We start from the raw sequence: 24,987 nt of genomic DNA on the forward strand, positions 1-24,987 counted from the left end.
ATTTCTTCCATGCCTCTTTTGTCTGTTTCCTCATATCCCTTATTATATCATCAAATCTTTATTTTGGACACTCCCAGACATCGAACCAACACAGTATTTCTATACTTTGGTGAAAAGGATAATTTGATTGCAGACACATTCCGCAAAGTTACTGTTATGACGAAATCGGGATACACCGTCTTTTCATACCCTGAACTCTCTTGGATCTATCTTCAGAATAATCCATATTTTGCAAAACCTTATATTCACGCCAAATTTGATTGCTTGAACCAGTTCTTAATTGATGCAGAGAATATAGAGATGGAAGAAATATAAATACAATGAAATATTATTAATTGTAATGGCAAAGCGACTACAGATATTTGACTGCAGAGCAGAACCATCTAAAACGTCTTATATACTACTCAATTATGTGCCAAAGTCTAAACTTTACACTAAGTGGGGCACCGAGGCTCTGATTTGGGAAATTGGACTGTTTGCAGCTGAAATTTGATCTGTTTTGAATTTTGTGTCTCATTTTACTTTTGGGTGGGGGCATCCGAAGTCTTGTGCTGCAAGGCCTTGAGATATAAAACGCCCCTACCCGATCTGCCAAGTCTCACAAACTTGTTCAGATTGGGTAGGGGCGTTCAAGTTGGAGTACGCGCCACTTTCGAGCCGCATTCCCCGTCCCTTCTCGCTCCGCAAACCAGCAGAGCGTTTGCGGAGCGAAGGAATTCCCAACAGAGGGTCGATTGGAGAAACTCGATAAGGATAATATGTCTTGTGTTGATATTCTGATAGTGATATAATTATATTGTATGAGGTTTTGCAGATGAAGCTTCAAATTCCCAAAAATATGATAAGTACGGGAGAATATAGATGAAAACGAGAGAATATGAACTGATACTGGACTCCCTTCAGAAGACAGCGGTTTATGTTATACGGGAAGATGATCATAAAATTTTATACTACAACAAACGGGTAAGAGAGGTTGCACCGAACATTGAGAAAGGCATGGTCTGCCATGAATTATGGAAAGGCACCTGTGATAATTGTCCGCTGTTGTATATCGGAGATAAAAAGGAAGCACGTTCCGTGAATTACGACGACCCTTTTGGGAAGGCAGTGGAGATTGCGGCCACTCGCATTCTATGGGAGGAAACGATCCCGGCATTTATGATTGCGGTTACGCCTTATGCAGAGGTGGCCAATCATATATATCATAAGGTTTTGCGGGGAAATTTAAGTACGGATAGCTTCTCTATCGTCAAAGTGGATGAGGAAGAGATCCAGGAAATGCGTGAATATATGACTTCTCTTACCGCTTGGTTTTATGGTATTGCCAAATGCGGTTATGTTTATGAGGAGGATATAGAACGATATGAGAATTTTGTCCATTTTGATAATGTAAAAGCCGAATTAAAAAAAGGCGCAAAAAAGCTGAGCTGTATTTATCGCCGGAAAACCGGTAATCGGTATAGATGGCACCATCTGGAAATTGTTCCGGATTTTGATTATACGGATGATAACCAGAAGGTTATGATTTGCCTTAAGGATATCCATGATACGTTCAAGGAGGGGCTTGCGAGAGAAGAGGTCAATATCCGGAATCAGGAGATTATTAACTCGTTGGGCGAGACAAATTTTGCTATTTATGTTGTAGATCTGCAAACAGGTCGTGTAAATGTAGTACAGGCTACAGAAAAGATAAGACAGAATGTGGACACAGAAAAATCCTTGTGGGATAATACTTTTAAAGGCATCGGTGCCGGTTACATATCACCTGAGGACCGGGAAAAAGTATACAATCAGCTTTCCCTGGAGTCGATGAGGACAGCGTGGAAGAACGGAGAAAAGAAAAAGACCGTTTTGTGCCGGGCGCTGCTGTATGGTGAGTGGCGGTATATTTCCATATCAGCCTATTTTAAAGAAAACAAAAAACGGGGCGGTTATGCGATTCTGACTTTTCAGGATGTGGATGAAGAGACGAAAAGAGACATGGAGCGGGTCCGGAATGACCAGAGAATGGCGGCCATCATCAGATCGCGGTACAGTATACTGAATACCATAGACCTGGAGACCGGGATCTGTGAGAGAGTTTATCTGAGGGAAGGTGTTACGGGCAGGCGTGAGGAAGGCGACTATGATTATTATGTCCGAAAAGCATTCGCGGAAACGGTTGTAGAAGCGGACAAGGAAGGATTTAAAAAAGCGCTATTTCTCGAAAATCTTCGGAAAAATGCTGAAACGGTACAGGATTTTCGGGAAGATATCTGCCAGTATCGGCACAAGGGCACATCTTTGCTGTGGACCGAGGAGCATGTGCTTTATATCCGGCAGGGAGAAAAAACCGTTGTTAATATATTGGGACGTGATATTACGTCAGAAAAGCTGGCGGAAGAGCATGCGTACAGGGAGTCGAGAGAAAAGGCATCTATCATAAACAGCCTGAGCAGCATGTTTTTCGCGACGTATTACATGGACCTCGAGAATGATACCTTCAGGCCGGTCATGCAGAAGGCGGAGGTCAGCAGTATCCTGGGAGATGAGAGAAATTACTCCCAGGGAATCCGTATGTATGCCCAAAACTTTGTCTCTACCGAGGACAGGGAGGAATATTTGGAGCATGTCAGTTATCAGAGGCTGCTGAATACTCTGAGCGCAGAACAGCCGGTGGTTGCTTTTGAATATCGTATGGTGCCGGATGAGAATCATCGGAGAGCATGGATCCGCGCCAGTATCGTATTGGCTGAAACAACAAGCGACGGTAGACCCAAACGGGCATTATATGTGGCACAGGATGTGACGGAAAGTAAGCTGAGGGAGGAACAGGAGCAGCAGGCATTAAGAGAAGCATGTGAAGCCGCCAATTACGCAAACGCGGCCAAAAGCGACTTTATGTCAAGAATGAGCCATGACATCAGAACTCCCATGAATGCGATCATCGGAATGACGGCAATCGCAGGAAAATATTTGGAGGATAAGGAGCGTGTTGAAGATTGCCTGAGAAAGATCACTGTCTCCAGCAGGCATCTCTTGTCACTGATCAATGAAGTCCTTGATATGAGCAAGATCGAATCAGGAAAAATAGATTTGACGGAGGAGGAAGTGAATCTATCCGACCTGATTGGAAATCTGGTGACGATGATTCGGCCCGCCATGCAGGAAAGAAAGCATAATTTTGATGTGCATATTGCGAACGTGGAGCATGAGCGTGTGATCGGCGACACCATGAGACTGCAGCAGATCTTTATGAATATACTGGGAAATTCTGCAAAATACACGAATCCGGGCGGAAATATTGAGATGGAAATCAATGAGAAGCCATCCAATATGTATGGCTACGGCTGCTATGAATTTGTTTTCCGCGACAACGGAATCGGAATGAGTAAGGAATTTCAGAAAAAGCTGTTTGAGCCATTTAGCCGTGCGGAGGATTCCAGGGTAAGCAAGATCGAGGGGACAGGCCTTGGAATGACCATTGCAAGGAATATCGCCCGCAGGATGAACGGTGACATTGCAGTAGAAAGTGAGATCGGCAAAGGGACGAAATTTGTTGTAACGCTGATCCTGAAGCTTGTGGATACGGAGTCACCGAATACGGAGAAGCTTCTGGATCTGCCGGTGCTGGTGGTAGATGACGATAAAAGTGCCAGTGAGATGACATGCCTGATTCTTGAGAACATCGGAATGAAGGGCGAATATGTTCTGAGCGGAAGAGAAGCCGTGCAGAGGGTATGGGAGCGTCACCGGAGTTATCAGGATTATTTTGCCGTGATCCTGGACTGGAAGATGCCGGAAATGGACGGCATTGAAACAGCGCGGGCGATCCGTGAAAGGGTTGGCCCTGATGTGCCGATTATTATTTTGTCGGCATATGATTGGAGCGCTGTGGAGGAAGAAGCGCGCCGGGCCGGTGTAAACGGTTTTATATCCAAACCGCTGTTTAAGTCACGTCTGGTCTATCTTTTCAATCAGATTGCAGAAAAGGATCAGAGTAAGGAACTGCCGGAGAAGGAATCGTTTACCGAAGTGAAGCTGAACGGAAAAAGGATTCTTTTAGTAGAGGACAATGAGCTGAATCGGGAAATCGCCGAAGAGATCATTAGTGAGACCGGCGTGACGGTAGAAAGCGCTGAAAACGGACAAGAGGCATTGGAGAAATTTGAAAAAGCGGGCGAATGCTACTACGATATGATATTGATGGATATTCAGATGCCAATTATGAATGGGTATGAAGCTGCTGGTGCAATCAGAAAGCTTCCGCGTAAGGACGCTGCAGAAATTCCGATTATTGCCATGACCGCCAATGCTTTTACGGAAGATATACAGCGGAGCAAGAATGCCGGTATGAATGAGCACCTTACAAAACCGTTGGATATTGAGCAGTTGATGAAGTGTCTGGAAAAATGGATTGGAGAAAAAAGGATTTAAAATAATTGTAGCGGGCATTTATATCTTGAAAAATAGCTGCCTTATCATCAAATATACAGTGATGAAACACGGTATGCCAAGAAAAAAAGCCTATAGCCCTTAAAACACAAGGGTTATAGGAAAAGAACGACCCTGTCCGATCCGAACAGACTGATAACGATTTGTTCAGATCAGGCAGGGTCGTTCATCCTGCGTCTCCCTCGCTCCGCAAACCAGCGAAGCGTTTGCGGCGCGAAAAGCGAAGGAATTCCCAACATAGTGCAGTTTTCGCCGAAGGCGGAAACGGAACGGTGTTGGGAATTCCTGAGCTGGTCCGAGTGGGGAGACTCGAACTCCCGGCATCTTGCTCCCAAAGGCTACCCCTGCATTTCTTTGAGTGATATATGCCCTTCTATAGCACTTTCCGCTCCATTCGCCTTACTCTTTGACGCTCTTAATTCCACTGTTTCCGCGTGTCCCGGCTCTGACTGTGGTCTTACATGTGGTCATGAAAACGCTTCTTGACCAGAGGCGGCGTTCAGCGCCGGACTGGACAGGAAGCATTTTTGCAGGTCGAGGTTTGCGGTATTGTAACTCTATGGAAGCGGTTATACAAGGGTTCTCCGAGAGATAGGCATATCAGTTTTTGAAGGGCTATAGTCAAAGAAAAAGTGTCTTTCCTTTCAAACGTCCGGACCGTGAGATTCATGTGGTTATGGAAGCCACAGGTAACTTCCACACCCCGGCGGCTCTGTTTGCTGGTGCTGGGCTCTATACCTCCATGGTCAAAGTAATGCCGGTGCATAGCTATAGGAGCAATTGTGCTTTATTCAATTCCAGATCAATAGGCTGCTTCATAGAATGCGGAAAGAAAAAGTTTGTCCAGCTCCGTCCAGTCCCGCCTTGGCTCTTTTGGCAGCTGTTCGATTTTTTCATGAATGTCCACAATGCTTTCATAGAGATACCGGTTGATTTCATTGACCCGGGGAATCAGCTTGACTTCAGGGGAATTTACTTTAATATCCAATAGTTTCTGAATGGTAGCGGTCAGATAGTCCGGCAGTTGACTTTCCATCAGCTCAGAGAACAGCATTGGAGGCGGTGTTCCCTTTTCTAAGATCCATCTGCAGGCAAGGACCGGGCGCAGGACATAGAAGTACTTCTTGGCCTTGACCATGTCGGTGCGGAGATACTCACGAAAGTTCCTCTCTGCCATATGCAGGTAGTGCCACAGACCGCTCTTTGAAGAGAAGTAGTGCTGCATGATCGGCTTGAATGAGTCGGCGAAGGGCGTGCTCTTGTATACGATAGGTGAGGAAAACCACTCGAATACCGTGGGATTGGATTTGTGCAGAAGGCGCAATGTTTTCTGCACATCCCAGCCGTTGATATCCAAAACGTCGTTGATGGGCAGCTCGATCACGTCCCGTATATGCTCCAGTTTTAGGTAGCTCTCCTTGGGCCGGATATAGATGAAACGGACATCATAGTCGCTGTCCGGAGAGGCGAAGCCCCACGCGCGGCTGCCGGATTCCACCGCCAGCAGAATCCGGCAATTCTCCTGCCGCTCAATTTCTTGAAGTTTTTCTCGGATCTGTGTCTCCACAATCAACACCGCCTTTCAACTTTAGTCCGACGCCTTGAAGTTGTACACAGGGCGAATGCGCTGGATGATCTCTGCGGTGGGGCCGATCTGGGCAATGATCTCGTCCATGCTTTTATAGACCATGGGGGACTCGTCCAGGGTGTCGGGTAGCACGCAGGTGGTGTAGATGCCCTGCATCTCCCTCCGGAACTCCTCCATGGACAGGGCGCTGAACGCCGCGTGTCGGCTCATCAGGCGGCCGGCGCCATGGGGGGCGGAGCAGTTCCAATCCTCATTGCCCTTGCCGATACAGATCAGGCTGCCATCTCGCATGTTGATGGGGATCAGCAGCTTTTCACCCGCCTTGGCGGAGACGCTGCCCTTCCGCAGGATCATGGTGTCTGTATCAATGTAATTGTGGATGGTGGTAAACTCCTCCACCCGGGTCAGGCCAAGCCCTGTCAGGATCACATTGGTCATCGCCTTCCGGTTGAGGGCGGCAAAATGCTGGACAATCTTCATGTCGTGGATATAGTCGTCAAACAGCACGCCCTCCACATAGGTCAGTTCCTTGGGAATGTCCAGGCTGTGTTCCTTCCGGAGCGCCTGGACCGTCTTCTGGATCTCCTGGAAGCGGCCCTCCGCCTTCAGTTGGGCAATGACGGCCTGGATCTGATGGTTCGCGCCGCCCCAGAGGGCCCGGCGTCCTTCATCCTGATAGAAGTTGGCCACCTCGGTACCCAGATGGCGGCTGCCGGAGTGGACCACCAGGTAGAGCCTGTCGTCGTCAGAGCGGTCCACCTCGATGAAATGGTTACCCCCGCCCAGAGACCCAATGCTGCGCATGGCCCGGTTCAGATTGACTTGATCGGCACAACGCAGTTGAGTCAGGTCGATCTCGGAATTCAGTGCGTGGAGATCATCACGGATCTCGCGGCCATAGGGGATCTCCCGGCGGATCAGTGCGTCCAGCTTCTCGAAATCAATCTCACGCTCAGCAAGCTCCACGGTCTCCATGCCGCAGCCAATGTCCACCCCCACCATGCCGGGCACGATCTTGTCCTGAACGGTCATGGTAGTGCCGATGGTGCAGCCCTTTCCGGCGTGGACGTCGGGCATGATGCGGATTTTGCATCCGGCGAACTCGGGCCGGTCACAGACAGCCTGGATCTGCGCCTGTGCGGCGTCCTCCAGCGCGGGTGTGTAGCAGACGGCGGTATTGTATGTTCCTTGAATCGTAACCATGATATGCTCCTTTTTCTATAGACATATGGACAGGGGTGATCACGCCGCCCCTGCCCATATGGGCCTAGGCGCTGATTGCCGCGTACCGCTCAGAGCCCAGGACATCCAGCATGAACCGTAGGGGGAGAGAATGTCCGCTTTCAGCATGGAAAAAATTCTGGGATTGCATCCGGATACCAGCGCGACGCCCTGGTCGCTGCACTTCACGGGCTGCTGCCGGTTCCTGCTGGCCACATTCCAGAACACCACTTCCGGCAGCCGGTAGCCATGGGCCGCAAAGAGCTGCTGTGCGTACTGGAAATTGGTCATGGACCGGTCCGCCACGCAGTAATCGAACTCCATGTCGGAGATGATGTAGAGCTTGGAGGGCATCTCCGCCTGGGGCACACGGTGCTTCACTGCGGTCTTTAGGATCAGCTCAAACACCTTCTGGATGTTGGTGTTGGCTACCTCATTGAACTGGCGGCAGTACCGCACCTTTTCGCAGATATCCCGACCCTTGATCTCCACCAGGCGGGGGCTCTCAGAGAAGGTGATGAAGTGGCCTCGGAACGCACCGGTATTGCGCTCGGCGTAGTAGATGCCCAGGGACAGCGCCACGGCCGCGGGAAGGGGGGCCACCCCACAGTACATGGAGCCGGAGCCGTCGATGACCACCAGGGCATTTTCGCCGCCGGTGAAGTCCTCCTGGGCGTGCCAGGTGGCGTCGATGGCCTTGCGCTCCTGGGCGGAGAGGTTTCTCCAGTCAAAGGTGGGCATGATCAGCTCATAAGGGGTCAGGGCGCCGGTGTGGAGCTGCTCCGCTCCCTGGGCAACACGGCTCATAAACGCGCTGTAGCGGCCGCCGTCATTTCTCAGGAAGGCTTTCCGGTATTTGAACATGGCCTTGGAGGGCTGTTTGGCGTAGTCGAAGGTGTAGTCCATGGTGCGCAGATTGTTTTCGATGATGCTGATCCGCGCGCGCAGGGCGCTGAGGGTTTTCCGGTACTGGGCGTCGCTCATGCCCAGCGCCCGGGCGATCCGCTTCGCCATGCGGACGGTCTCCGGGTTGGAGGCGTTGACGGAGGGCAGCCACTTGGCCAGCAGGGACACGGAGCCGCCTGCCTCCAGCGCCGCGCGGTCCGCGTCAAGTTGCATTTTGATGGTTTGCAGGGCCTTGCTCTCGCAGGCGGTGTCCAGCAGGGACAGCAGGTCATCGTACCGGCCATACTCGGCTATGTAGGGGATGTTCTTCTCCAGGGACTGGGGCTCGTTGGCGGCCAGCCACTTGAGGATGGTCCGGAAGGCCCGCCGCTCGCCGATGCCGCCGCGAATGTCCCGGGCATAAAACAGGGTCTTCATGGCAAGGTCCGCGTCCTCGGCGTAGGCACGGAGGAAGCGGCCGGTGATCTCCCCGTCGCTCTCCCGACGCAGGGCGCCGATGGCGGCAAACAGGTCCAGACACTCGGACTGAGTGGACCGGTATGTAACGGCGCCATTTTCGGTGCGGGTCATATTTGCTTCTCTCTTCAGAAATTCCAACATAATGATCACTCCTTTGGGTGAGATACTGCAGACAAGGCACGTTCAGGATTTGAACCTGAAATCAGACGATTGGAAGTCGTTAAAATAACCTGTGATTGCTGTGCGTGCCTTTGGCAAGATGCCTTCTAATACAGCTCCAGCGCCGCTGCGGCAGCGGCCGGGTGGCTGTCCCTCATCAATTGCTGTGGGCATCTTTGCAGAAATGGACAAGGCACCGTTGAAGTGGGATTCGAACCCACAATAGCGGGGTATGCGCCCGCTGCTTTCACCATATAAGCTATTCAAGTTTTGCTGTGGGTGCCTTTCGTGAGCTAAGCATACAGCCTGCACAGAGGAAAATCACGGAAAAAAAGTTGCGAACTCGCAGCCCGAACGGATTTAGTTTTCTGCTGATCTGCTGATGCAAGCCAGACAGCCTTTGTGATGATTCCTGCCTTTTCATTGTGTAAGGTTCGTGGTAGAATAGCCCCAAGGGCTGGAACGGAGGTGAGGCATATGGCCTACAGCGAGCTGATCAAAAGCTTTGAGCGGATTCGCAGCTATATGCGGGAATTCTATGTCTATGGCTTCAAGAGCCGGGAGGAATACGACGCCAAGAGCGTCCGCAGCTATGACAACGAGCGTCGGAGGATCGAGAGCTGGCTGGGCGGCTACATGTCCTTCCATCAGAACGCCTCCGGGAAGCGGGTATTTCTGTCTGTGGACAGCAGGCGCACCCCCCACAACCCGCTGTATAAGGCTTTCAAGGCAAAGAGCTTCACAGATAAGGACATCACGCTCCACTTTTATATTTTGGACCTGCTGGCAGAAGGCGGCGCGCTTACTTCCAAAGAGATTGTGGATCGCATCTATGATGAGTACCTCTCCCATTTCAGCGGCACTTTTTCTTTTGATGAGTCCACTGTCCGGAAGAAGCTGAAAGAGTACGAAGCCCTTGGACTGCTGCGGTCCGAGAAACGGGGCCGTGAGGTTTTTTATCAAAGAACAGACGACATGTCCATGAATCTGGACTCCTGGTGTGACGCCCTGGCCTTTTTCTCTGAGGAGAATCCACTGGGTGTGATCGGCTCTTTCCTGCTGGACAAGCTGGAGGCACCTTCAGATGCTTTCCGGTTCAAGCACCACTACATCCTCCACGCCTTGGACAGCGATGTCCTGTCCGAGCTGCTGCAAGCGATCAATGAGAAGCGGGCAGTCACACTCGCCATGCGGAATCTCCGCAGCGGCTATGAGTACCAGAGGACCGTGTGCCCGCTAAAAATTTATATCAGTACACAGACTGGGCGGCAGTATCTCCTGGGCTACCATTACCGTGGCCGACATATGGCATTCTACCGGCTGGACACCATCAAAAAAGTCACGATTGGAAATACCGAAAAGCAGTATGACAAGTATATGGTCTTTCAGGAAAAGTTTGACCAGCACCTGTGGGGCGTTTCCGCCGGTCCGGATCACAATTTGGACCACATTGTGATGACGATCCGCGTCGGACCCGGCGAGGATTTTATCCGTCAACGGCTGGAGCGCGAAAAGCGCCATGGGACCGTCGAGTTTCTGGATGCGCACACCTGCAAATTCTCCGCAGATGTGTATGACGCCTCGGAGATGCTGCCTTGGCTGCGCACCTTTATCGGTCGAATTGTAAACCTTGAGTGCAGCAGTAAGTATGTTGTGGAAACATTCAACGAAGATCTCCAGCAGATGAGTGCTCTTTATGGAGGTGACGGTGATGTTGTTTAGCGAGATCTACGGAAGCTACTTCCGTGTCGTCGCCGCCGTTTTGGCGGAGGCTGCGGAAGGCGGCCTGACGGACCGCAGGCTGACAGCGCTGGTGCAGGAAAAGGCATTCGCCGAAAGTGCCCTGGCCATCCCCGCTTCCCTGAAATCCGGAGGCTGGCCATTGCTGGATGAAAAACTTCATTCCGTGCTCCACCATAAGCCCACCATGCCGCTGACCGCACTTCAAAAACGGTGGTTGAAGGCGCTGCTGTCCGACCCGCGAATTGCCCTCTTTCAGCCCGACACTACTGGCCTTGAGGATGTAGAGCCTCTATATGCGCAGAACACTTTCGTCCTCTTCGACCAGTATGCCGATGGAGATCCCTATGAGGATCCAAACTATGCCGCCTGCTTTCGCCTGATCCTGAACGCCATACGAGACAAACGGATGCTGCGGCTTCAATTTCGTGGGCACACCGGGTCCAGGCACTCCTTTGTCTGCATCCCATATCAGCTGGAGTACTCTGCCAAGGATGACAAATTCCGGCTTCTGGCCACGGGAAAGCAGCGGTTGTACACCGTCAACCTGGCCCGCATCCAGTCCTGCGAGCTGCTGGGTACATATGATCCGAAGGCGGTTACCTATCCCCAAAGGCAGCTGAATGAATTGGTGCTGCTCCTCCACGATGAGCGAAATGCCCTGGAGCGCGTCCTCCTGCACTTCTCCCATCTGGAGAAGGAGACGCTGAAGCTGGACAACAAGCTCTATCAAATCAAGCTCCGATACGACAAGGACGACGAGACAGAATTGCTCATCCGCGTACTATCATTTGGCCCTGTTCTGGAGGTCAAAGCTCCAGATGCCTTCAGGAAGCAACTGAGAGATTGCATACAGGCGCAAATTCGCAGTACTCTGATTTCGACAGGTATATGAAGAATTTGCAGGCCATCCTTTGGAATGGCCTGCGAATTCTTTCCAGATATTCTCTCTTTAAAACGTAAATATCTACTATACAGGAAAATAGGCACAGGATATAGATTCGTAAAATATACCTCATTTTAAAATAAGTCATTGACACCCCCAACTTGATCTGCGTATTCTCTGGGTATCTTTATTGTCTGACAGAGCATCTCCCATACGAAACACTTCCACAGAGCCCGGGTATATCCTGGAGTTGCGTTGGCCCAGTTCAAACTGTAATTTTTCCCACAAGCACATCGAATCTTTAACTTTTTCGTCCGGAGCGTCCTGCCAAGTAGTCGGCCCCCCATATGTTCCACTCTTTGCCCACTGCATGACCAGTTCAGTGGCGTGGAACTGATCCGCCCGCTCAGAGTTTGCCTTAACGCCCACGTCAACAATCATCTGTAAACTGTAGTGGTTGACTTCCAACTGACCTGCCTTGAATCGTCGGTTCGAACTATCCTGAATTTAGGACAGTTGCTTCCACGTCCAATTCAGAATCAGCAAATACTTTTTGATAGCGTAATGAACTCAAAATAAAACCGGGAGTTGTCAGAAATGCGGCCTCTATTATGTGGTCAACACAAATTTGCCGTAAAACAGCAGAACTTATGTTGCCGCATTTAGAGACGGTTGTTCTGTTCCAGTATTATTTGATACTTTTTAAATTTTTTAGTCATTTCTAGTACTTTCTGTTCCCAAACGGTTGAACTAAATTTTTTATAGATGTTTATAGCGGTTTTTAATAGTTTCCGTTCGTTTTCAATTACTCTTTGGCACTCTTAATTCCGCTGTTTCCACGTGTTCCGGCCCTGACTGTGGTCAAATATGTGGTCAAAAACGCTTCTTGACCAGGGGTGGCTCATCAGCGCCGTACCCAGTCAGGAAGCGTTTTTCGTGCCTTTGGGTTTGAGGTATTGTAACTCTGCGGGGAGCGGTTATGCAAGTCATTTATTAGGCACAGGCGTATCAGTTTTTGACGGGCAATAAACAAAGACTAACTATTAAAAGTCAAGGGAGGATTTGCGGGTGGATGAAAAGACTGGCGGGACTTTTCCAAGGCATAAATGAGGCGGACGAGCTTGTTTGCGGCGTGAGATATCGCAACATTGTAATGCTTTCCCTCTGCCCGCTTTTTAGCAAGAAAGGCGGCAAAGGTGGGCTCCCAGTGGCAGACATACTTTGTGGCGTTAAAGATAGCGTAGCGAAGATAACGGGACCCCCGTTTCTCCATATGGGCATACCCGTTTGTCAGGTGCCCGGATTGATATGTAGATGGAGACAATCCCGCGTAAGCAAGGATCTTATCCGGGGAACTGAAACTGGAGAAATCCCCAATCTCTGCCAGGATCATGGCGCCCATACGAAACCCCATGCCCGGGATTGTTGTAATGGGTGAATGCATCTGCGTAAGAATGGCTTGGATCTCTTCCTCAATCTCCGCAATCTCGTCGTCCAAGCTGTAAATCAATCCAATGGTATTTCTGAGTTCAAGAGATTTGGAAGCAATGGCGGAGCCAACAGAGCACCTCGCCGCCTCCCGGATGGCAGCAACCTTTTCCTCAGGGAAATTGCCGGCAGATGCCTTGCGGGTCAATGCTTTGAGATGGGTCAGATGAACGTCTGCAATCTGTTTGGCGCCGGGAAACTCATATAGAAGAGTGTAGACAGAGGTGAGATGTACGGAGGAAACCAGGGTCTCAAGTTCCGGGAAAAGGATGGTTACAAGGCGTGAGACCGATTCCTTCAGCCTGGAGCGGAGTCGTACCCTTTCAAAGCGGTATCTTGTTAGTGACTTCAGTTCCTCGTTGTGGTATGCTGTATCCGTATAGGACTTGAGGTCTACGTCGGACATGAGCATAGCGGCAATCATACGCGCGTCTACCCGGTCAGTCTTCGTCTTCCTGAGGCTGAGGCTTTTCCTGTAGAGATTCGTGTGCAGAGGGTTGATGACATAGGTGGCCAGACCGTTGTCAAGAAGAAACCCAAGGATGTTGTAGCTGTAGTGCCCGGTAGCCTCAAGTCCTACTTTTATCTTGTCCAACGGTGTGGCACAGGAGTGGATGCGGGAGATGAGAGATTGGAACCCATCACGGTTGTTGGGGATCGTGAACACATCCGCGAGGATCTCTCCCTCTGTGTTCATGATGAAGCAGTCATGCTTGTCTTTTGCGACGTCAATACCGACGCAGACCATAGTGATACCTCCAAAAAAGATTTTGATGCCGCTGTGTCCCACTGGACTCCTTGCACTTGTATTCTCGCTGCGACATAAACCGTCTGGCGGTATCTAACTGATCAACATTTCTGCAAGGAGCTGTGGCCGGAGTCTTTGTTAAATCGTCTTGCGATAGAAAAGCCCCACCGTTCCACAGCGTCCCTTGCAGTATACCATATGCACTTTCCTCTGTGCATTATGGTCCCCTATATAATACGAGAAAAGTCCTGCCGCGGAAAGCTGAGGCAGGCACCGCGAGGATCACACCCTGTTCAGCCCTGTGAGCCGCTGCGTGGGGCTTTGACGGAGGCCGAGGGTCCCAGCCCGTCCAGGGACGGGTGAGCCCAATGTCGGGCCATTTTCAGGGGCTCTGGCGAGAGCCGAAGGAACAGGAACAGCAGGAACAGCAGGAACAGCAGGAGAAAGCCCTGGCGCTTTTATGCGCCGGGGCGGCCACAACCGCCCGCAGTGCGGGCGGTTTCCGGGGACAGAGGCTGACGCTTTTCTGGTGACCTGAATATAAAATTGACGCTGATTTATGCAAAAAGGCCCCAAATCCCCGCTGTAACAAGATTTTCAAAGACGCTGTTGCAAGAAAGAAGGGATTTTCAACATGAAAGAGCAAAAGGACCGGCATACCATTTGGCTGACTGATCATGCCTGGGATGCCGTGGAAAATCATTACCAGAAGGATAACTGCTCTACGAGAAACGAGTGCATTGAAAAAGCCGTCCGGTTCTATTCCGGCTACCTGGATGCGGAGCGCGCGGATGAATATCTGCCACGCGTCCTGTCCGAGGTGCTGGAAGGAAAGCTGGGCGCACTGGGGACAAGGCTGGGCCGCCTGATCTTTAAACTGGCAGTGGAGGAAAATATCATGGCAAACCTCATAGCCTGCGATATGGACGTCGACCCTGATATTCTGCGGAAGGTCCGCGTCCGGAGCGTCAGAGAAGTCAAGGAGACCAACGGTGAGATCGATCTGGATGACGCGCTGGTCTACCAGAAAGGGGCTGGCGCATGACCGGTCTCATCCAGAAGTCCGGTTACATCAAGCCGGGCGGAGGCGGCGGCAGCTACGCCAGGTACATCGCCACCCGGGACGGCGTGGAGCTGATAGAAGCTCCACGTCCCGCTCCGGCGGGCGGCGGTTACCTGGAATACATCGCGGAGCGTCTACGGTCCCACGGTCTGTTCTCTGCCGATGGCGTCGCCGACTTGGAACAAACCATGGAGGATATCAACGCGCACACCGGACCGGTGTGGACCTTCGTCTATTCTCTGAAGCGGGAGGACGCCGCCCGGCTGGGATACGAAAACGGTGAGAGCTGGCGCAGACTGCTGCTGGCCCATCAGACGGAGCTGGCGGCGGCGATGAAGATCCCACCCAAAGACTTCCGCTGGTGCGCCGCCTTCCATGACGAGAAGCACCACCCGCACATCCACCTGATGGTCTGGTCGGATGATCCGAGGCAGGGCTACCTGACGGAGAAAGGCATTGAGCAGATGCGCTCCCAACTGTCCAACGACATCTTCCGGGACGAACTGCTGTCCCTCTATCAGAAGAAGGATCTCTCCTATCAGGAGGTGCGGGACGCGGCGGCGTGGTCCATGGGGCGGCTCATCCGTGAGATGGAGACCAACCTGTGCGATAGTCCAGTCATCGCTGAAAAGATGGAAGCACTGGCCGGGATGCTGGCGGAGGTCAAAGGCAAAAAGGTATACGGCTATCTGAAAAGGGCAGTGAAGGAACAGGTGGATTCCATCGTGGACGAGCTGGCAAAGCTGCCGGAGGTGGCAGAGTGCTATGAGAACTGGAACCAGCTCCGGGATGCGCTGGAGTGCTACTACAAGGACACGCCCAGAGAACATAAACCGCTCTCCCAGCAGAAGGAATTCAAAGCCATCAAGAACATGGTCATCCGGGAGGTGGAACAGATTCGGTTGGGCGTGTTCACCTTCGAGGACGAGCGTATGCGGGACGAGGCGGACGAGGAACAGAAGGCCGTGTTCTCCGCGCCGGATTTCCGATGGGACATAGTGCTGACCTACCAGGATGCCAAGGAGATCCTGGACGATGATGATACAACAGAGGCAGAGAAAGAGACCCAGGTGCGTGTGCTGGAGCAGCTCTGGCGGGGCGGCTTCACTGTGGCCGCCCATCAGCTGGGCAAGTGCTGGCGGGACGGGCTGGGCGTCTTGCCTGACGATGAGCAGGCGGAGCTGTGGTTCCGCCGTTCCGCCGAGGCCGGGAACGACTTCTCCCAGTACGCGCTGGGAAAGCTGCTGCAAAGCCGGAAACGGATGGAAGAAGCGGTGTCCTGGTACGAAAAAGCGGCGGCGCAGGGAAACCACTATGCCGCCTACCGGCTGGGGAAAATGTACCTCAAAGGAGGACAGGTCCCGAAGGATGTGCCCAGAGCACTGGAGTACCTGACCGCCTCTGCCGAACGGGGAAACCAGTACGCCCAGTACACCCTGGGAAAGCTGTACCTCATCGGCGACGAAGTGAAACAGGACCGGGAGCGGGCATACGGCTGGCTCTATGAGGCGGCGGCACATGGAAATGAGTACGCCCAGTTCTTCCTGGAGCGGCTCGATGAGATCCTCAGGCCCAATGTTCTCCTGGCCGCCACAAAACTGCTCCATCACATGGGACAGATCTTTCGGGAGAACTCCGTACCGCCCGCCACTCCAGTGGGCTAGCGGATGGACCGCAAGCTGCGCAGAAGGATTCGGGAGAAGAAGATCGCCATGGGCCATAAGCCGGACGACCATGAGGAACCGGTGCAGAGCGGGCCAACGATGTCCATGTGACAAGCGTAAAATCTGCGTCGCTATACAAAGAAAGAAGCGTTTCCTGCTGTGACCGAAAAAGTTATCAGTTTGTACACCTTTGGCTTCCGTTTCTCTGGTATGTGTTGTGGCTGCCAAAACACGAAGGGAACTGATACGAATGAGGAAAACGTTGGAGGATATCTACTATGGCAACATCATCCCGTGCGATAGGCAGATAGCGCCTGGCTCAAATCTGGAGCGGGCTATGGATCAGGCGCAGAAGTGCGAGGAAAAACTGGTGAGCCAACTTGAAGGAACACAAGAATCCTTGCTGTTGAATCTGGTAAACGCTCAAAACGAGATCTACAGCACGATGGCGGTAGAGAATTTTGTCCTGGGCTTCCGGCTGGGGATGCGGCTGGCCTTGGAAGCTATGGACGAGGATGACGGCGAACTGACTGCAATGGAAGATAGGAGGCGATGATTGATGGCAAAGAGACGCGCCAACGGCGAAGGCAATATCCGCAAACGCAAAGATGGCCGCTGGGAAGGGCGATACACCGCCGGGTACGACAAGCAGGGCAAGCAGGGCAAGCGGATCATCAAGAATGTCCTGGGAAAAACTCAGGCCGAAGTAAAGGTCAAATTGTCCCAAGCTGTGGAGGCAGCAAAAGATCTGGACATAGCCCGGACAGACGACTACACCGTCCTGACCTGGCTACGAACCTGGTACGAACTATACTCCAAGCCCAACGTCCGGCCATCCACTGCCGAATACTACCACCGCAGCATTGAGCTTCATGTTGGGCCGCGGATCGGGGACCTCAAGCTGAACCAACTGACAGGCCGGGATCTGCAAAAACTATACCGGGATCTGTTGGAGGGCGGCAGGCTGCGGAAAGAACAGAAGGCAAAGCGGCCCGGCCTGAGCAGCGCCACTGTCCGGGGCATCCACATGATGCTCCACAATGCCCTGGACCGGGCGGTAAAGGAGCGGCTCATCCTCCGCAACCCCGCCGAGGACTGCATTATCCCCAAACTGAAAAAACAGGAGATGAAAATCCTGAAACCGGAGGATATGAAAGCCTACCTCACCGCCGCGGAGGAATACCACGTCCTGCCCATGTTTTACCTGGAACTGACCAGCGGCATCCGCAAGGGCGAGTTGACCGCCCTCCTCTGGGATGACCTCAATGTGGACGAGCGGACCATCTCTGTGAGCAAACAGGCCATCCGCCGCCCCAGCAGGGAACTGGTGGTGGACCGCCCCAAGACGGAGAACGCCATCCGCATGATCTCCATTCCACAAGAGGCAGTTGACCTTTTGATCCAAGAGCATGAAAAGCACCCGGATAACCCTTATATGTTCCCCTCAACCAGGACGGGAGAAATGTACAATCCCGACTCAGTGATGAACCTCCACAAGCGGATCCTCAAAAAGGCAAACCTGCCCCATATCCGCTTCCATGATCTCCGCCACCCATAAGTCAAGCCCAAGACAAAGAATTTTTATACATATCAATGAATAAAAATTGTGAACCACATGGTCACAATTTGTTCATAAATGGCACAGCTTAGATGAGGTTCCAGCCGCTCCCGCTGGTAAAAATTTGTACCACAGGTCCATATCAAAGCCATAGCGGTCAGGATAAGGACTGCCTTCTCCGTTTTAACGTAGGCAAGCAGGGCATCGGAATATCGTTTTCGATATTCCGATGCGCTTGTTGGGGCCAGCCCCAAGCCCCGGACTGACCGCTTTTGCGTCCAGTCGATCACGCCTTCAGCGTGGCTCCATGCTTCGCATGACCAGCAGAAAAAAGGTGACACCCCTGCGTAACGGGATAGCCGCAGCGCGGCGCAAGGGGGCGTACCCCCTTGGACGGAGCATAGCGACGCAGACCATTTGGGAAGATGCTATGTCAGCGATCCCCAGCGGCAGCTTCGCAGGACGCACGAATACACTCCGGCAGGAGTGTATAGAAGTGCGCCGTTCCTCGCTGGCGTTCCAAACGGATTACACTGTTGCTAACCGCTCCGTTGCGGAAAGAGATCGTCTGTTCCTGGTCCCGTGTTGGCACCCGCCCCGGTTCATTTGTAACACTCTTTCAGACCGCACCATGGCCTTGTATTGCTCCACCGTCCACCAGCGCAAAAAGCACCCAGCCGGGACGCTGACGCCCCGGCTGAATAATATACATTCTCTTTGTCCTTAATGGTACACCTCACTTTTCGGCAGTCCCACACTTTGCCTATTTTTTGCGGAGAAATAGATGGAAAAAGAATAAGGACAGACCCGCATACCCTTGATATTTCAAGGAAAATCCGGTTTGTCGCTATTATACCCTATGGGCATACCTTCGCTACCATGGCCCTGCAAAATGGGGTGGATGTAAAAACAGTATCCTCCATGCTGGGACACTACGACGCGGGATTCACCCTCCGCACCTATACCCATGCCACCAGAAAGGCCCAGAATGACGCCGCAGAAAAGCTGGATAGCTTCATGACGCAAGTCATGTAATCCGATACCGACAAAAAGAACAGGCAGCACCCCAAATCCGTTGGGTGCTGCCTGCTCCTTTTCGCTCCGAATTCCCGTGTGGGTCAAGTTGTGGGTCTTGACCGCTTTTCACAAAGGGAGAACGACGCAAGACACATATGGCAGAGTTGACATTTGTGGGTCAAAATGCAGGAAAATGTGGGTCAGTAAAATCTCGAAAAAGTTGAAAAAAGAGGTGAAAGTCATTGACTTTCGCCTCTTTTTGGAGCTACTGATGTGACTCGAACACACGACCTGCTGATTACGAATCAGCTGCTCTACCGACTGAGCTACAGTAGCGTATTTAGTTTTGCCGCAGCCCGGTCTGGCAGTTACGAATCAGCTGCTCTACCGACTGAGCTACATTAGCATATTCCATAGTCCCGCTGTACCACATCAGCACACTCTCTCGGACAGCGGTTATCATACCACATTTTTTCTCCATCGTCAACACCATTTCTCCCTGCTTTTTGCAATGCATTTTCGCCTGTATATTACTATTTGTATTTTTGCAGGATTTCATTCATTTTCATTTTCTCTGTACTTCCTCTCCAGTGGTTTGGGAGCCGGGTTTTCTCGAATTTCAAGGGAAAATACCACCCATCTTTTCTCTAAATTTTCAGTGAATATTCCGATTTTTTTCGGCTCCGCGACGATTTTTCTCTCTTTATTCCAAGCTTTTTAGTTAACATAAATTTTTCGATAATATTCTTTTACAAGAAGTTATCCACATTATCCACACAGTTTTCCACAATGCGCATTCTCCTTATTTTTCAATGCTTTTATGTGTATATTCCATATATTTACATTTCTTGAAACGGATATTCCGATTCTTGAAAAAACGCAAATAATTTTACATAAAACTTCTATTCCAAAAATTATTACCGCTTCCCCTTTTATTTGCTCCATGCTTCTCTGTTTTTGCGCAGCTTTTTTTCACGCTTCGGCAAAAAACGAGAGCACTCCCGCTTCATAATAATATGCCGCCTGCATATTTCTCATACGCTCTGCAAAAGAGAAGCTGCTGCGGGGCTTCCGCAGCAGCTTCTCCTTAATCCGCAATATCCCGGGTGGCGTAGGCGTTCAGGTCCATTCCCGCCGTATGCCCCGCCAAATACTCGTAATATCCCTGAGCGCCGATCATGGCGCCGTTGTCGCCGCACAGCCGCAGCGGCGGCAGATACAGCTTGCAGCCCCGCTGGGCGCAGGCCCGCTCCAGATCCCCCCGAATGATGGAATTGGCCGCTACGCCGCCCGCCGCCGCCAGGATATGCCGGCCTGTCTGTTGGAGCGCCTCCATGGCCCTGGGCACCAGCGTGTCGCTGACAGCCTGGGCAAAATCCCGGGCCAGCGCCGCCCGGTCCAGAGGCTCGCCGATCTGTTCGGCATGATGGGCCAGGTTCACCACCGCCGTCTTCAGGCCGGAAAAGCTCATATCCAGCGGCGCGCCGTCCACCTTCGCATGGGGCAGCCTGTACACGCCGCCCTTGGACCCCTGGGCCAGCTCGTCCAGAGGCTTTCCGCCGGGATAGGGCAGTCCCAGCACCCGAGCGGCCTTGTCAAAGCACTCCCCCGCCGCGTCATCCCGGGTAGCGCCCAGGATCTCCATATCCGTATAGTCCCGCACGTCCACGATCAGCGTATTGCCGCCGGAGATGGCCAGCGCCAGGAAGGGCGGCTCCAGCTCCGGGAACGCCAGATAGTTGGCGGCAATATGCCCCCGGATATGGTGGACCGGGATCAGGGGCACGCCCAGGCCATATGCCATGGATTTGGCAAAGCTGAGGCCCACCAGCACCGCGCCGATCAGGCCGGGGGCATAGGTCACCGCCACGGCGTCGATGTCCGCCCGGGTGCAGCCCGCGTCCCGCAGCGCCTGCTCCGTCAAGCCCGCGATGACCTCCACATGCTTCCGGGAGGCGATCTCCGGCACCACGCCGCCGTAGAGGGCATGCATATCCGCCTGGGAGGCGATGGCGTCGGACAGCACTCTGCGCCCGTCCTCCACCACTGCCACGGCGGTCTCGTCGCAGGAGGATTCAAAAGCCAGTATTTTCATGGTCCCACTTCTTTCTCTCACTGTTCCCAAGGCACTTTCGGTCCCGGGGCCGCATCTGGATCGCAGGGGATGCGGACATATTTCGCGTATTTTTCGGGTGTGAAGGTGTTCTGATAGACAAACCGGTGCTCCCGCATCAGCGCCGTATCATCCACCGGCCCCTCCGCTAAATACAACGTCTTATAGTGCACGCCGAACATCTCCGTGTCGTATCCGGCCGTGCGCAGCCCGTTCCGGGCGTAAAAGCCCAGCCGCCGCACCGCCATGTCATGGTCCGGAGCATCCTCGGGGGCCTCGCTCTCGCCGAAGATCACCGTGCCCTGTTCCCGCTCCCGGAGCTTTTGCAGGATCACAGCCCCCAGCCCCGTGTTGCGGCGCTGCGGAGAGACGCAGAGGTAGTCCAGCAGGGCCCAGCCGGGATGTCCCAGCCACAGGAAACACTCGCCCACGATGTCATCCCCATCGAAGAGGCACCAGGGCCGGTACCAGCCGTCCCGCCACATCTGCTCCATATTTTCCAGCGGCTTCAGCTCCGCGGCGGGAAACGCCTCCCGCAGGTGCGCGTCATAGACCGTCCGCAGCTGTTCCGGCGACGGCATCCGTAATTCCATCGGTATCGAACTCCCTTGTCATGATGATGGCATCCTCCCTGGGATGCTCATAGTAATTTTTCCGCCGTCCCACGCTGCGGAAGCCCCGGCTTCCGTAGAGGGCGATGGCGTCATAATTGGAGGCCCGGACCTCCAGCGTCAAGAAGGCCAGCCGGTTCCCCTGGGCAAAGTCCAAAAACACCTGCAGCAGCTTTCCCGCGACGCCCTGCCTCCGGCAGTCCGGACGGACCGCCACATTGGTGATATATCCCTCGTCCAGCACCACCTGCAGTCCGGCGTAGCCCGCCACCCGGCCGCTGTCGTCCAGCGCCACCAGAAAGGCGGACAGGGCATTGTCCAGCTCCTCCGCCAGCATGTTTCGGGACCAGGGCGTGGAAAAGCAGATGCGCTCCAGCTCCGCCACCTCATCCAGATGGTCCGCATTCATGGGCACGATGCGCACATGCATCCTTGTATCCATCGATATGTTCCTTTCTATCTGTCATTTCCGGAGGGTTCAAAGCCAGGGGGCGTCAGCCCTTGGCCTCCAGCCAGTTCCTGCCCCAGTGGGCCTCCGCCGTCAGCGGCACGGACAGCGTCGCCACACGCTCCATCTCCTCCTCCAGCAGCCGCGCGGCCTGTTCTGCCTCTGCCTCCGGGCACTCCACGATCAGCTCGTCATGGACCTGCAATACCAGCCGGGCCTGGAGCTTCTCGGCTTTCAGCCGCTTCCACACAGCCACCATGGCCAGCTTCATCACATCCGCCGCCGTGCCCTGGATGGGCATGTTCAGCGCCACCCGCTCCCCAAAGGAGCGCATGTTGAAATTGGAGGACTTCAGCTCTGGCAGATCCCGCCGCCGGTGGAGGATGGTCTCCACAAAGCCGGTCTCACGGGCTTTCTCCACCACCGCCTCCATATACCGCCGCACGCCGGGGAAGGTGGCGAAATACGCCTCCATATACGCCTTTGCCTCCGCCACGCTGACACCGATATCCTGGGACAGGGAGAAGGCCGAGATTCCATACACAATGCCGAAATTCACCGCCTTGGCGCTGCGGCGCATCTCCTGGGTCACGTTCTCCGGGGCCACATGGAACACCTGGGCCGCCGTGGCGGTGTGGATGTCGCCGCCGGAGGTGAACGCCCTCCGCATGGCCTCGTCTCCGGAGATGTGGGCCAGGAGCCGCAGCTCGATCTGGGAGTAGTCCGCGTCCACCAGGACGCAGCCCGGGTCCGGCACGAACATCCGCCGGATCTCACTGCCCAGATCTGTACGGGTGGGGATGTTCTGCAAATTCGGCTCCGTGGAAGAGAGGCGTCCGGTGGCCGTCACCGTCATCTGGAAGCTGGTGCGCACCCGGCCGTCGGGATCGATGGCTTTCAGCAAGCCGTCGGCATAGGTGGATTTCAGCTTGGCGAATTGGCGGTATTCCAGCACCGCGTTCACAATGGGATATTCATACCGCAGCTTTTCCAGCACGTCGGCGTTGGTGGACCAGCCGGTCTTGGTCTTTTTGCCGTGGGGCAGGCCCAGCTTCCCAAACAGGATCTCCCCCAGCTGTTTGGGGGAGTTGATGTTGAAGGTCTCCCCCGCCATGTCATAGACGGCCTTCTCCTGCTCCGCGATCCGGGTGGCCAGCGCGCCGCCGAAATCCGCCAGCGCCCGGGCGTCCACCCGGCAGCCCGCCAGCTCCATCTCCGCCAGCACGGCGCACAGGGGCAGCTCCGCGGTCTGGTACAGCTCCCACATATTCCGGGCTTTCAGCTTCTCGGACAGGGTGCCATACAGGGCCTCCACCGCCGCGGCGTAGCTGTCAAAGGCCGCCTCCGCCTGGGCGGCGTCCCCCAGCATGGAGAAGGCGTCCCGCTCCAAAAACAGGGGTTTGGGAAGCTCTTCCTTGTAGTAAGACACAAACAGCCGTCCCAGGTCGTAGCTGCCCGCCGTGGCGTCCAGCAGGTATGCCGCCAGGGCGGTGTCAAAAACAAAGCCGCCGACGCTCAGACCGTTTTCCAGCAGCGTCCGCATCAGGTCTTTGACATTGTGGGAGACCTTTTTGATGCCGCCGGAGAACAGGGCCTTCAGCAGGCCGTTCCAGTCCCCCTGGAACTTCTCAAAAAACAGCTCCGCTGTCACCGCGGCATGGGCTCCGGTCCGGCAGACCACCGAAACTCCTGTCAGGTCCGGCAGGGCCAGCAGGGACACATGGTCCGCCCCCCGCCAGAGGGCCAGCAGTTCGTCGGCCTTGGCCTGGTCTGTCACCTGTTCCACGGTGACGGTGAGCGCGGCCTCTTTCGGCTCTGCCGCCGTCCCCTCCTCCGGTTTCAGGCCGAATTTTTCGATGAGCTTTGTGAATTCCAGCTTCAAAAACAGGGGATAGGCCGCCTCGCCGGGCTTCTGCACCAGGTTGTCCTCCGGTCGGAAGGCCAGCGGCGCGTCGGTGGCGATGGTAGCCAGCCAATGGGAGTGCCGGGCACTCTCCTCGCCCTCGGCCAGCTTTTTCACCACGTTGGGCTTGGCGGGCGTCTCCGGCGCCGTCACGACCTCTGGCATGTTTGCGTACAGATGGTCGATGGAGCCATACATCTGCACCAGACCCGTGGCGGTCTTTTCACCAATGCCCGGCACGCCGGGGATATTGTCGGAGGAGTCCCCCATCAGGGCCTTCAGGTCGATCATGTGGATGGGGTCAAAGCCATACTGCTCCCGGAAGGTCTCCGGGGTCATGTCCTTGGTGGTGGTCTGCCCCATGCGGGTGGACACCAGCTTCACCTTGGTGTGACCGGTGATGAGCTGCAAGCTGTCCTTGTCTCCGGTCACAACGACGCATTCCCAGCCGTCCGCCTCGCACCTGCGGGAGATGGTGCCCAGCAGATCGTCCGCCTCCCAGCCTGCCAGCTCGTAACGGGGGATATTCAGCGCGTCCAGCACCTCTTTCAGCACCGGCATCTGCATCCGCAGTTCCTCCGGCATGGGCTTCCGGGTAGCCTTGTAGGCCGCGTCCGCCGTATGGCGGAAGGTGGGGGCATGGACATCAAAGGTGACGCACACCGCGTCGGGCCGCTCCTCCCCCTCCAGCCGCAGGAGCGTGGTCAGAAAGCCGAAAACGGCATGGGTATACAGCCCGTCCCGGGTGGTCAGTGGCCGGATGCCGTAATAGGCCCGGTTAATGATGCTGTTGCCGTCGATGACCATGAGCTTTTTCATGGATGTTCCTCCCGCATATGGATGATTTCATAGATTTTAATAGTATACCCCATTTCCCGTAATCGGGCAAGGGGCGGCTGGAATTGGGGAGTGTCCAAACACGCAGTTAAAGGAAGTCAAAGAGAGAAAATGGCACAGCAATCCCTGGATGTTTGGAGCGAT

At 53.9% G+C, this 24,987-nt stretch carries 17 protein-coding genes, 1 tRNA gene and 1 pseudogene; 10 read left to right on the forward strand and 9 right to left on the reverse strand.

The window, feature by feature from the left end; translation table 11 throughout:
• Nucleotides 1-315: hypothetical protein (locus tag Q0Z71_RS16220; RefSeq protein WP_298024999.1), on the forward strand; the 315-nt coding region annotated here is incomplete at its 5' end.
• Nucleotides 316-861: 546 nt separating this feature from the next.
• Nucleotides 862-4,416: a PAS domain-containing hybrid sensor histidine kinase/response regulator gene (locus Q0Z71_RS16225; RefSeq protein WP_298025001.1), complete on the forward strand. Its 3,555-nt coding sequence runs from the start codon at nt 862-864 to the stop codon at nt 4,414-4,416.
• Between the two features lie 820 nt (nt 4,417-5,236).
• Here Q0Z71_RS16225 and Q0Z71_RS16230 read toward each other — a convergent pair.
• Genes Q0Z71_RS16230 through Q0Z71_RS16240 form a run of 3 tightly spaced genes read right to left on the reverse strand, consistent with a single transcriptional unit; the run spans nt 5,237 to nt 8,749 of the window.
• Nucleotides 5,237-6,001: a nucleotidyltransferase domain-containing protein gene (locus Q0Z71_RS16230; RefSeq protein WP_298025003.1), complete on the reverse strand. Its 765-nt coding sequence runs from the start codon at nt 5,999-6,001 to the stop codon at nt 5,237-5,239.
• Between the two features lie 21 nt (nt 6,002-6,022).
• Nucleotides 6,023-7,225, reverse strand: coding sequence for an RtcB family protein (locus Q0Z71_RS16235; RefSeq protein WP_298025005.1), 1,203 nt, complete (start codon nt 7,223-7,225; stop codon nt 6,023-6,025).
• A gap of 39 nt (nt 7,226-7,264) precedes the next feature.
• Complete coding sequence (locus tag Q0Z71_RS16240) at nt 7,265-8,749, reverse strand: DUF2828 family protein (protein WP_363316739.1); 1,485 nt, start codon at nt 8,747-8,749, stop codon at nt 7,265-7,267.
• A 495-nt stretch (nt 8,750-9,244) separates the two neighbouring features.
• On the opposite strand from Q0Z71_RS16240, the gene Q0Z71_RS16245 reads away from it, so the two are divergent.
• Together Q0Z71_RS16245 and Q0Z71_RS16250 are read left to right on the forward strand one after the other, a co-directional pair.
• Nucleotides 9,245-10,489 carry a YafY family protein gene (locus Q0Z71_RS16245; protein WP_298025009.1) on the forward strand — a complete coding sequence of 415 codons (1,245 nt, stop codon included), beginning with the start codon at nt 9,245-9,247 and terminating at the stop codon, nt 10,487-10,489.
• Entirely contained in the window at nt 10,479-11,402 is a 924-nt protein-coding gene (locus Q0Z71_RS16250) for a WYL domain-containing protein (protein WP_298025012.1), read from the forward strand. The genes Q0Z71_RS16245 and Q0Z71_RS16250 overlap by 11 nt, the downstream gene beginning before the upstream one ends.
• Nucleotides 11,403-12,429: 1,027 nt before the next feature.
• On the opposite strand, the gene Q0Z71_RS16255 is transcribed toward Q0Z71_RS16250, so the two are convergent.
• The gene (locus Q0Z71_RS16255) at nt 12,430-13,629 is read right to left on the reverse strand and encodes an IS110 family transposase (protein ID WP_298025015.1); all 1,200 of its coding nucleotides are present in this window, start codon (nt 13,627-13,629) and stop codon (nt 12,430-12,432) included.
• Between the two features lie 368 nt (nt 13,630-13,997).
• Between Q0Z71_RS16255 and Q0Z71_RS16260 the strand changes: the two genes are divergently transcribed.
• From Q0Z71_RS16260 to Q0Z71_RS16285, 6 genes and pseudogenes are all read left to right on the forward strand, one after another.
• The gene (locus tag Q0Z71_RS16260) at nt 13,998-14,162 is read left to right on the forward strand and encodes a hypothetical protein (protein ID WP_298025018.1); all 165 of its coding nucleotides are present in this window, start codon (nt 13,998-14,000) and stop codon (nt 14,160-14,162) included.
• Nucleotides 14,163-14,263: 101 nt separating this feature from the next.
• The gene (locus Q0Z71_RS16265; RefSeq protein WP_298025022.1) at nt 14,264-14,674 is read left to right on the forward strand and encodes a hypothetical protein; all 411 of its coding nucleotides are present in this window, start codon (nt 14,264-14,266) and stop codon (nt 14,672-14,674) included.
• Nucleotides 14,671-16,356, forward strand: coding sequence for a MobP3 family relaxase (gene mobP3 / locus Q0Z71_RS16270; protein WP_298025026.1), 1,686 nt, complete (start codon nt 14,671-14,673; stop codon nt 16,354-16,356). The genes Q0Z71_RS16265 and mobP3 overlap by 4 nt, the downstream gene beginning before the upstream one ends.
• Before the next feature lie 262 nt (nt 16,357-16,618).
• Nucleotides 16,619-16,912, forward strand: a complete 294-nt coding sequence (locus tag Q0Z71_RS16275; protein ID WP_363316740.1) for a DUF6809 family protein — start codon at nt 16,619-16,621, stop codon at nt 16,910-16,912.
• Between the two features lie 3 nt (nt 16,913-16,915).
• Nucleotides 16,916-17,914 (forward strand): tyrosine-type recombinase/integrase, encoded by a 999-nt coding sequence (locus Q0Z71_RS16280; protein ID WP_298025030.1) that lies wholly within the window; start codon nt 16,916-16,918, stop codon nt 17,912-17,914.
• Between the two features lie 864 nt (nt 17,915-18,778).
• A pseudogene (locus Q0Z71_RS16285) lies at nt 18,779-18,949 on the forward strand (tyrosine-type recombinase/integrase); the annotation flags it as partial.
• 242 nt (nt 18,950-19,191) lie between these two features.
• Here Q0Z71_RS16285 and Q0Z71_RS16290 read toward each other — a convergent pair.
• The 5 genes from Q0Z71_RS16290 to polA all read right to left on the reverse strand — a co-directional run bounded on the left by Q0Z71_RS16290 (nt 19,192) and on the right by polA (nt 24,825).
• A tRNA-Thr gene (locus Q0Z71_RS16290) sits at nt 19,192-19,267 on the reverse strand.
• Nucleotides 19,268-20,018: 751 nt separating this feature from the next.
• Entirely contained in the window at nt 20,019-21,026 is a 1,008-nt protein-coding gene (gene tsaD / locus Q0Z71_RS16295; RefSeq protein WP_298025031.1) for a tRNA (adenosine(37)-N6)-threonylcarbamoyltransferase complex transferase subunit TsaD, read from the reverse strand.
• Between the two features lie 17 nt (nt 21,027-21,043).
• Nucleotides 21,044-21,637 carry a GNAT family N-acetyltransferase gene (locus Q0Z71_RS16300; RefSeq protein ID WP_298025032.1) on the reverse strand — a complete coding sequence of 198 codons (594 nt, stop codon included), beginning with the start codon at nt 21,635-21,637 and terminating at the stop codon, nt 21,044-21,046.
• A complete protein-coding gene (gene rimI / locus Q0Z71_RS16305) occupies nt 21,591-22,097 on the reverse strand; it encodes a ribosomal protein S18-alanine N-acetyltransferase (RefSeq protein ID WP_298025033.1) in 507 nt (168 codons plus the stop codon). The genes Q0Z71_RS16300 and rimI overlap by 47 nt, the downstream gene beginning before the upstream one ends.
• A 52-nt stretch (nt 22,098-22,149) precedes the next feature.
• Nucleotides 22,150-24,825, reverse strand: coding sequence for a DNA polymerase I (gene polA / locus Q0Z71_RS16310; RefSeq protein WP_298025034.1), 2,676 nt, complete (start codon nt 24,823-24,825; stop codon nt 22,150-22,152).
• Nucleotides 24,826-24,987: the final 162 nt, after the last annotated feature.

Source organism: uncultured Dysosmobacter sp. (assembly GCF_947631635.1).
Lineage (GTDB): Bacteria > Bacillota > Clostridia > Oscillospirales > Oscillospiraceae > Oscillibacter.

Coding starts and splice junctions, on each gene's coding strand:
- rimI (WP_298025033.1), bottom strand. CDS start 22,097: ATGGATACAAGGATGCATGTGCGCATCGTGCCCATGAATGCGGACCAT.
- mobP3 (WP_298025026.1), top strand. CDS start 14,671: ATGACCGGTCTCATCCAGAAGTCCGGTTACATCAAGCCGGGCGGAGGC.
- tsaD (WP_298025031.1), bottom strand. CDS start 21,026: ATGAAAATACTGGCTTTTGAATCCTCCTGCGACGAGACCGCCGTGGCA.
- Q0Z71_RS16225 (WP_298025001.1), top strand. CDS start 862: ATGAAAACGAGAGAATATGAACTGATACTGGACTCCCTTCAGAAGACA.
- Q0Z71_RS16265 (WP_298025022.1), top strand. CDS start 14,264: ATGAAAGAGCAAAAGGACCGGCATACCATTTGGCTGACTGATCATGCC.
- Q0Z71_RS16250 (WP_298025012.1), top strand. CDS start 10,479: ATGTTGTTTAGCGAGATCTACGGAAGCTACTTCCGTGTCGTCGCCGCC.
- Q0Z71_RS16300 (WP_298025032.1), bottom strand. CDS start 21,637: ATGGAATTACGGATGCCGTCGCCGGAACAGCTGCGGACGGTCTATGAC.
- Q0Z71_RS16235 (WP_298025005.1), bottom strand. CDS start 7,225: ATGGTTACGATTCAAGGAACATACAATACCGCCGTCTGCTACACACCC.
- Q0Z71_RS16240 (WP_363316739.1), bottom strand. CDS start 8,749: ATGTTGGAATTTCTGAAGAGAGAAGCAAATATGACCCGCACCGAAAAT.
- Q0Z71_RS16260 (WP_298025018.1), top strand. CDS start 13,998: ATGTCGGGCCATTTTCAGGGGCTCTGGCGAGAGCCGAAGGAACAGGAA.
- Q0Z71_RS16280 (WP_298025030.1), top strand. CDS start 16,916: ATGGCAAAGAGACGCGCCAACGGCGAAGGCAATATCCGCAAACGCAAA.
- Q0Z71_RS16255 (WP_298025015.1), bottom strand. CDS start 13,629: ATGGTCTGCGTCGGTATTGACGTCGCAAAAGACAAGCATGACTGCTTC.
- polA (WP_298025034.1), bottom strand. CDS start 24,825: ATGAAAAAGCTCATGGTCATCGACGGCAACAGCATCATTAACCGGGCC.
- Q0Z71_RS16245 (WP_298025009.1), top strand. CDS start 9,245: ATGGCCTACAGCGAGCTGATCAAAAGCTTTGAGCGGATTCGCAGCTAT.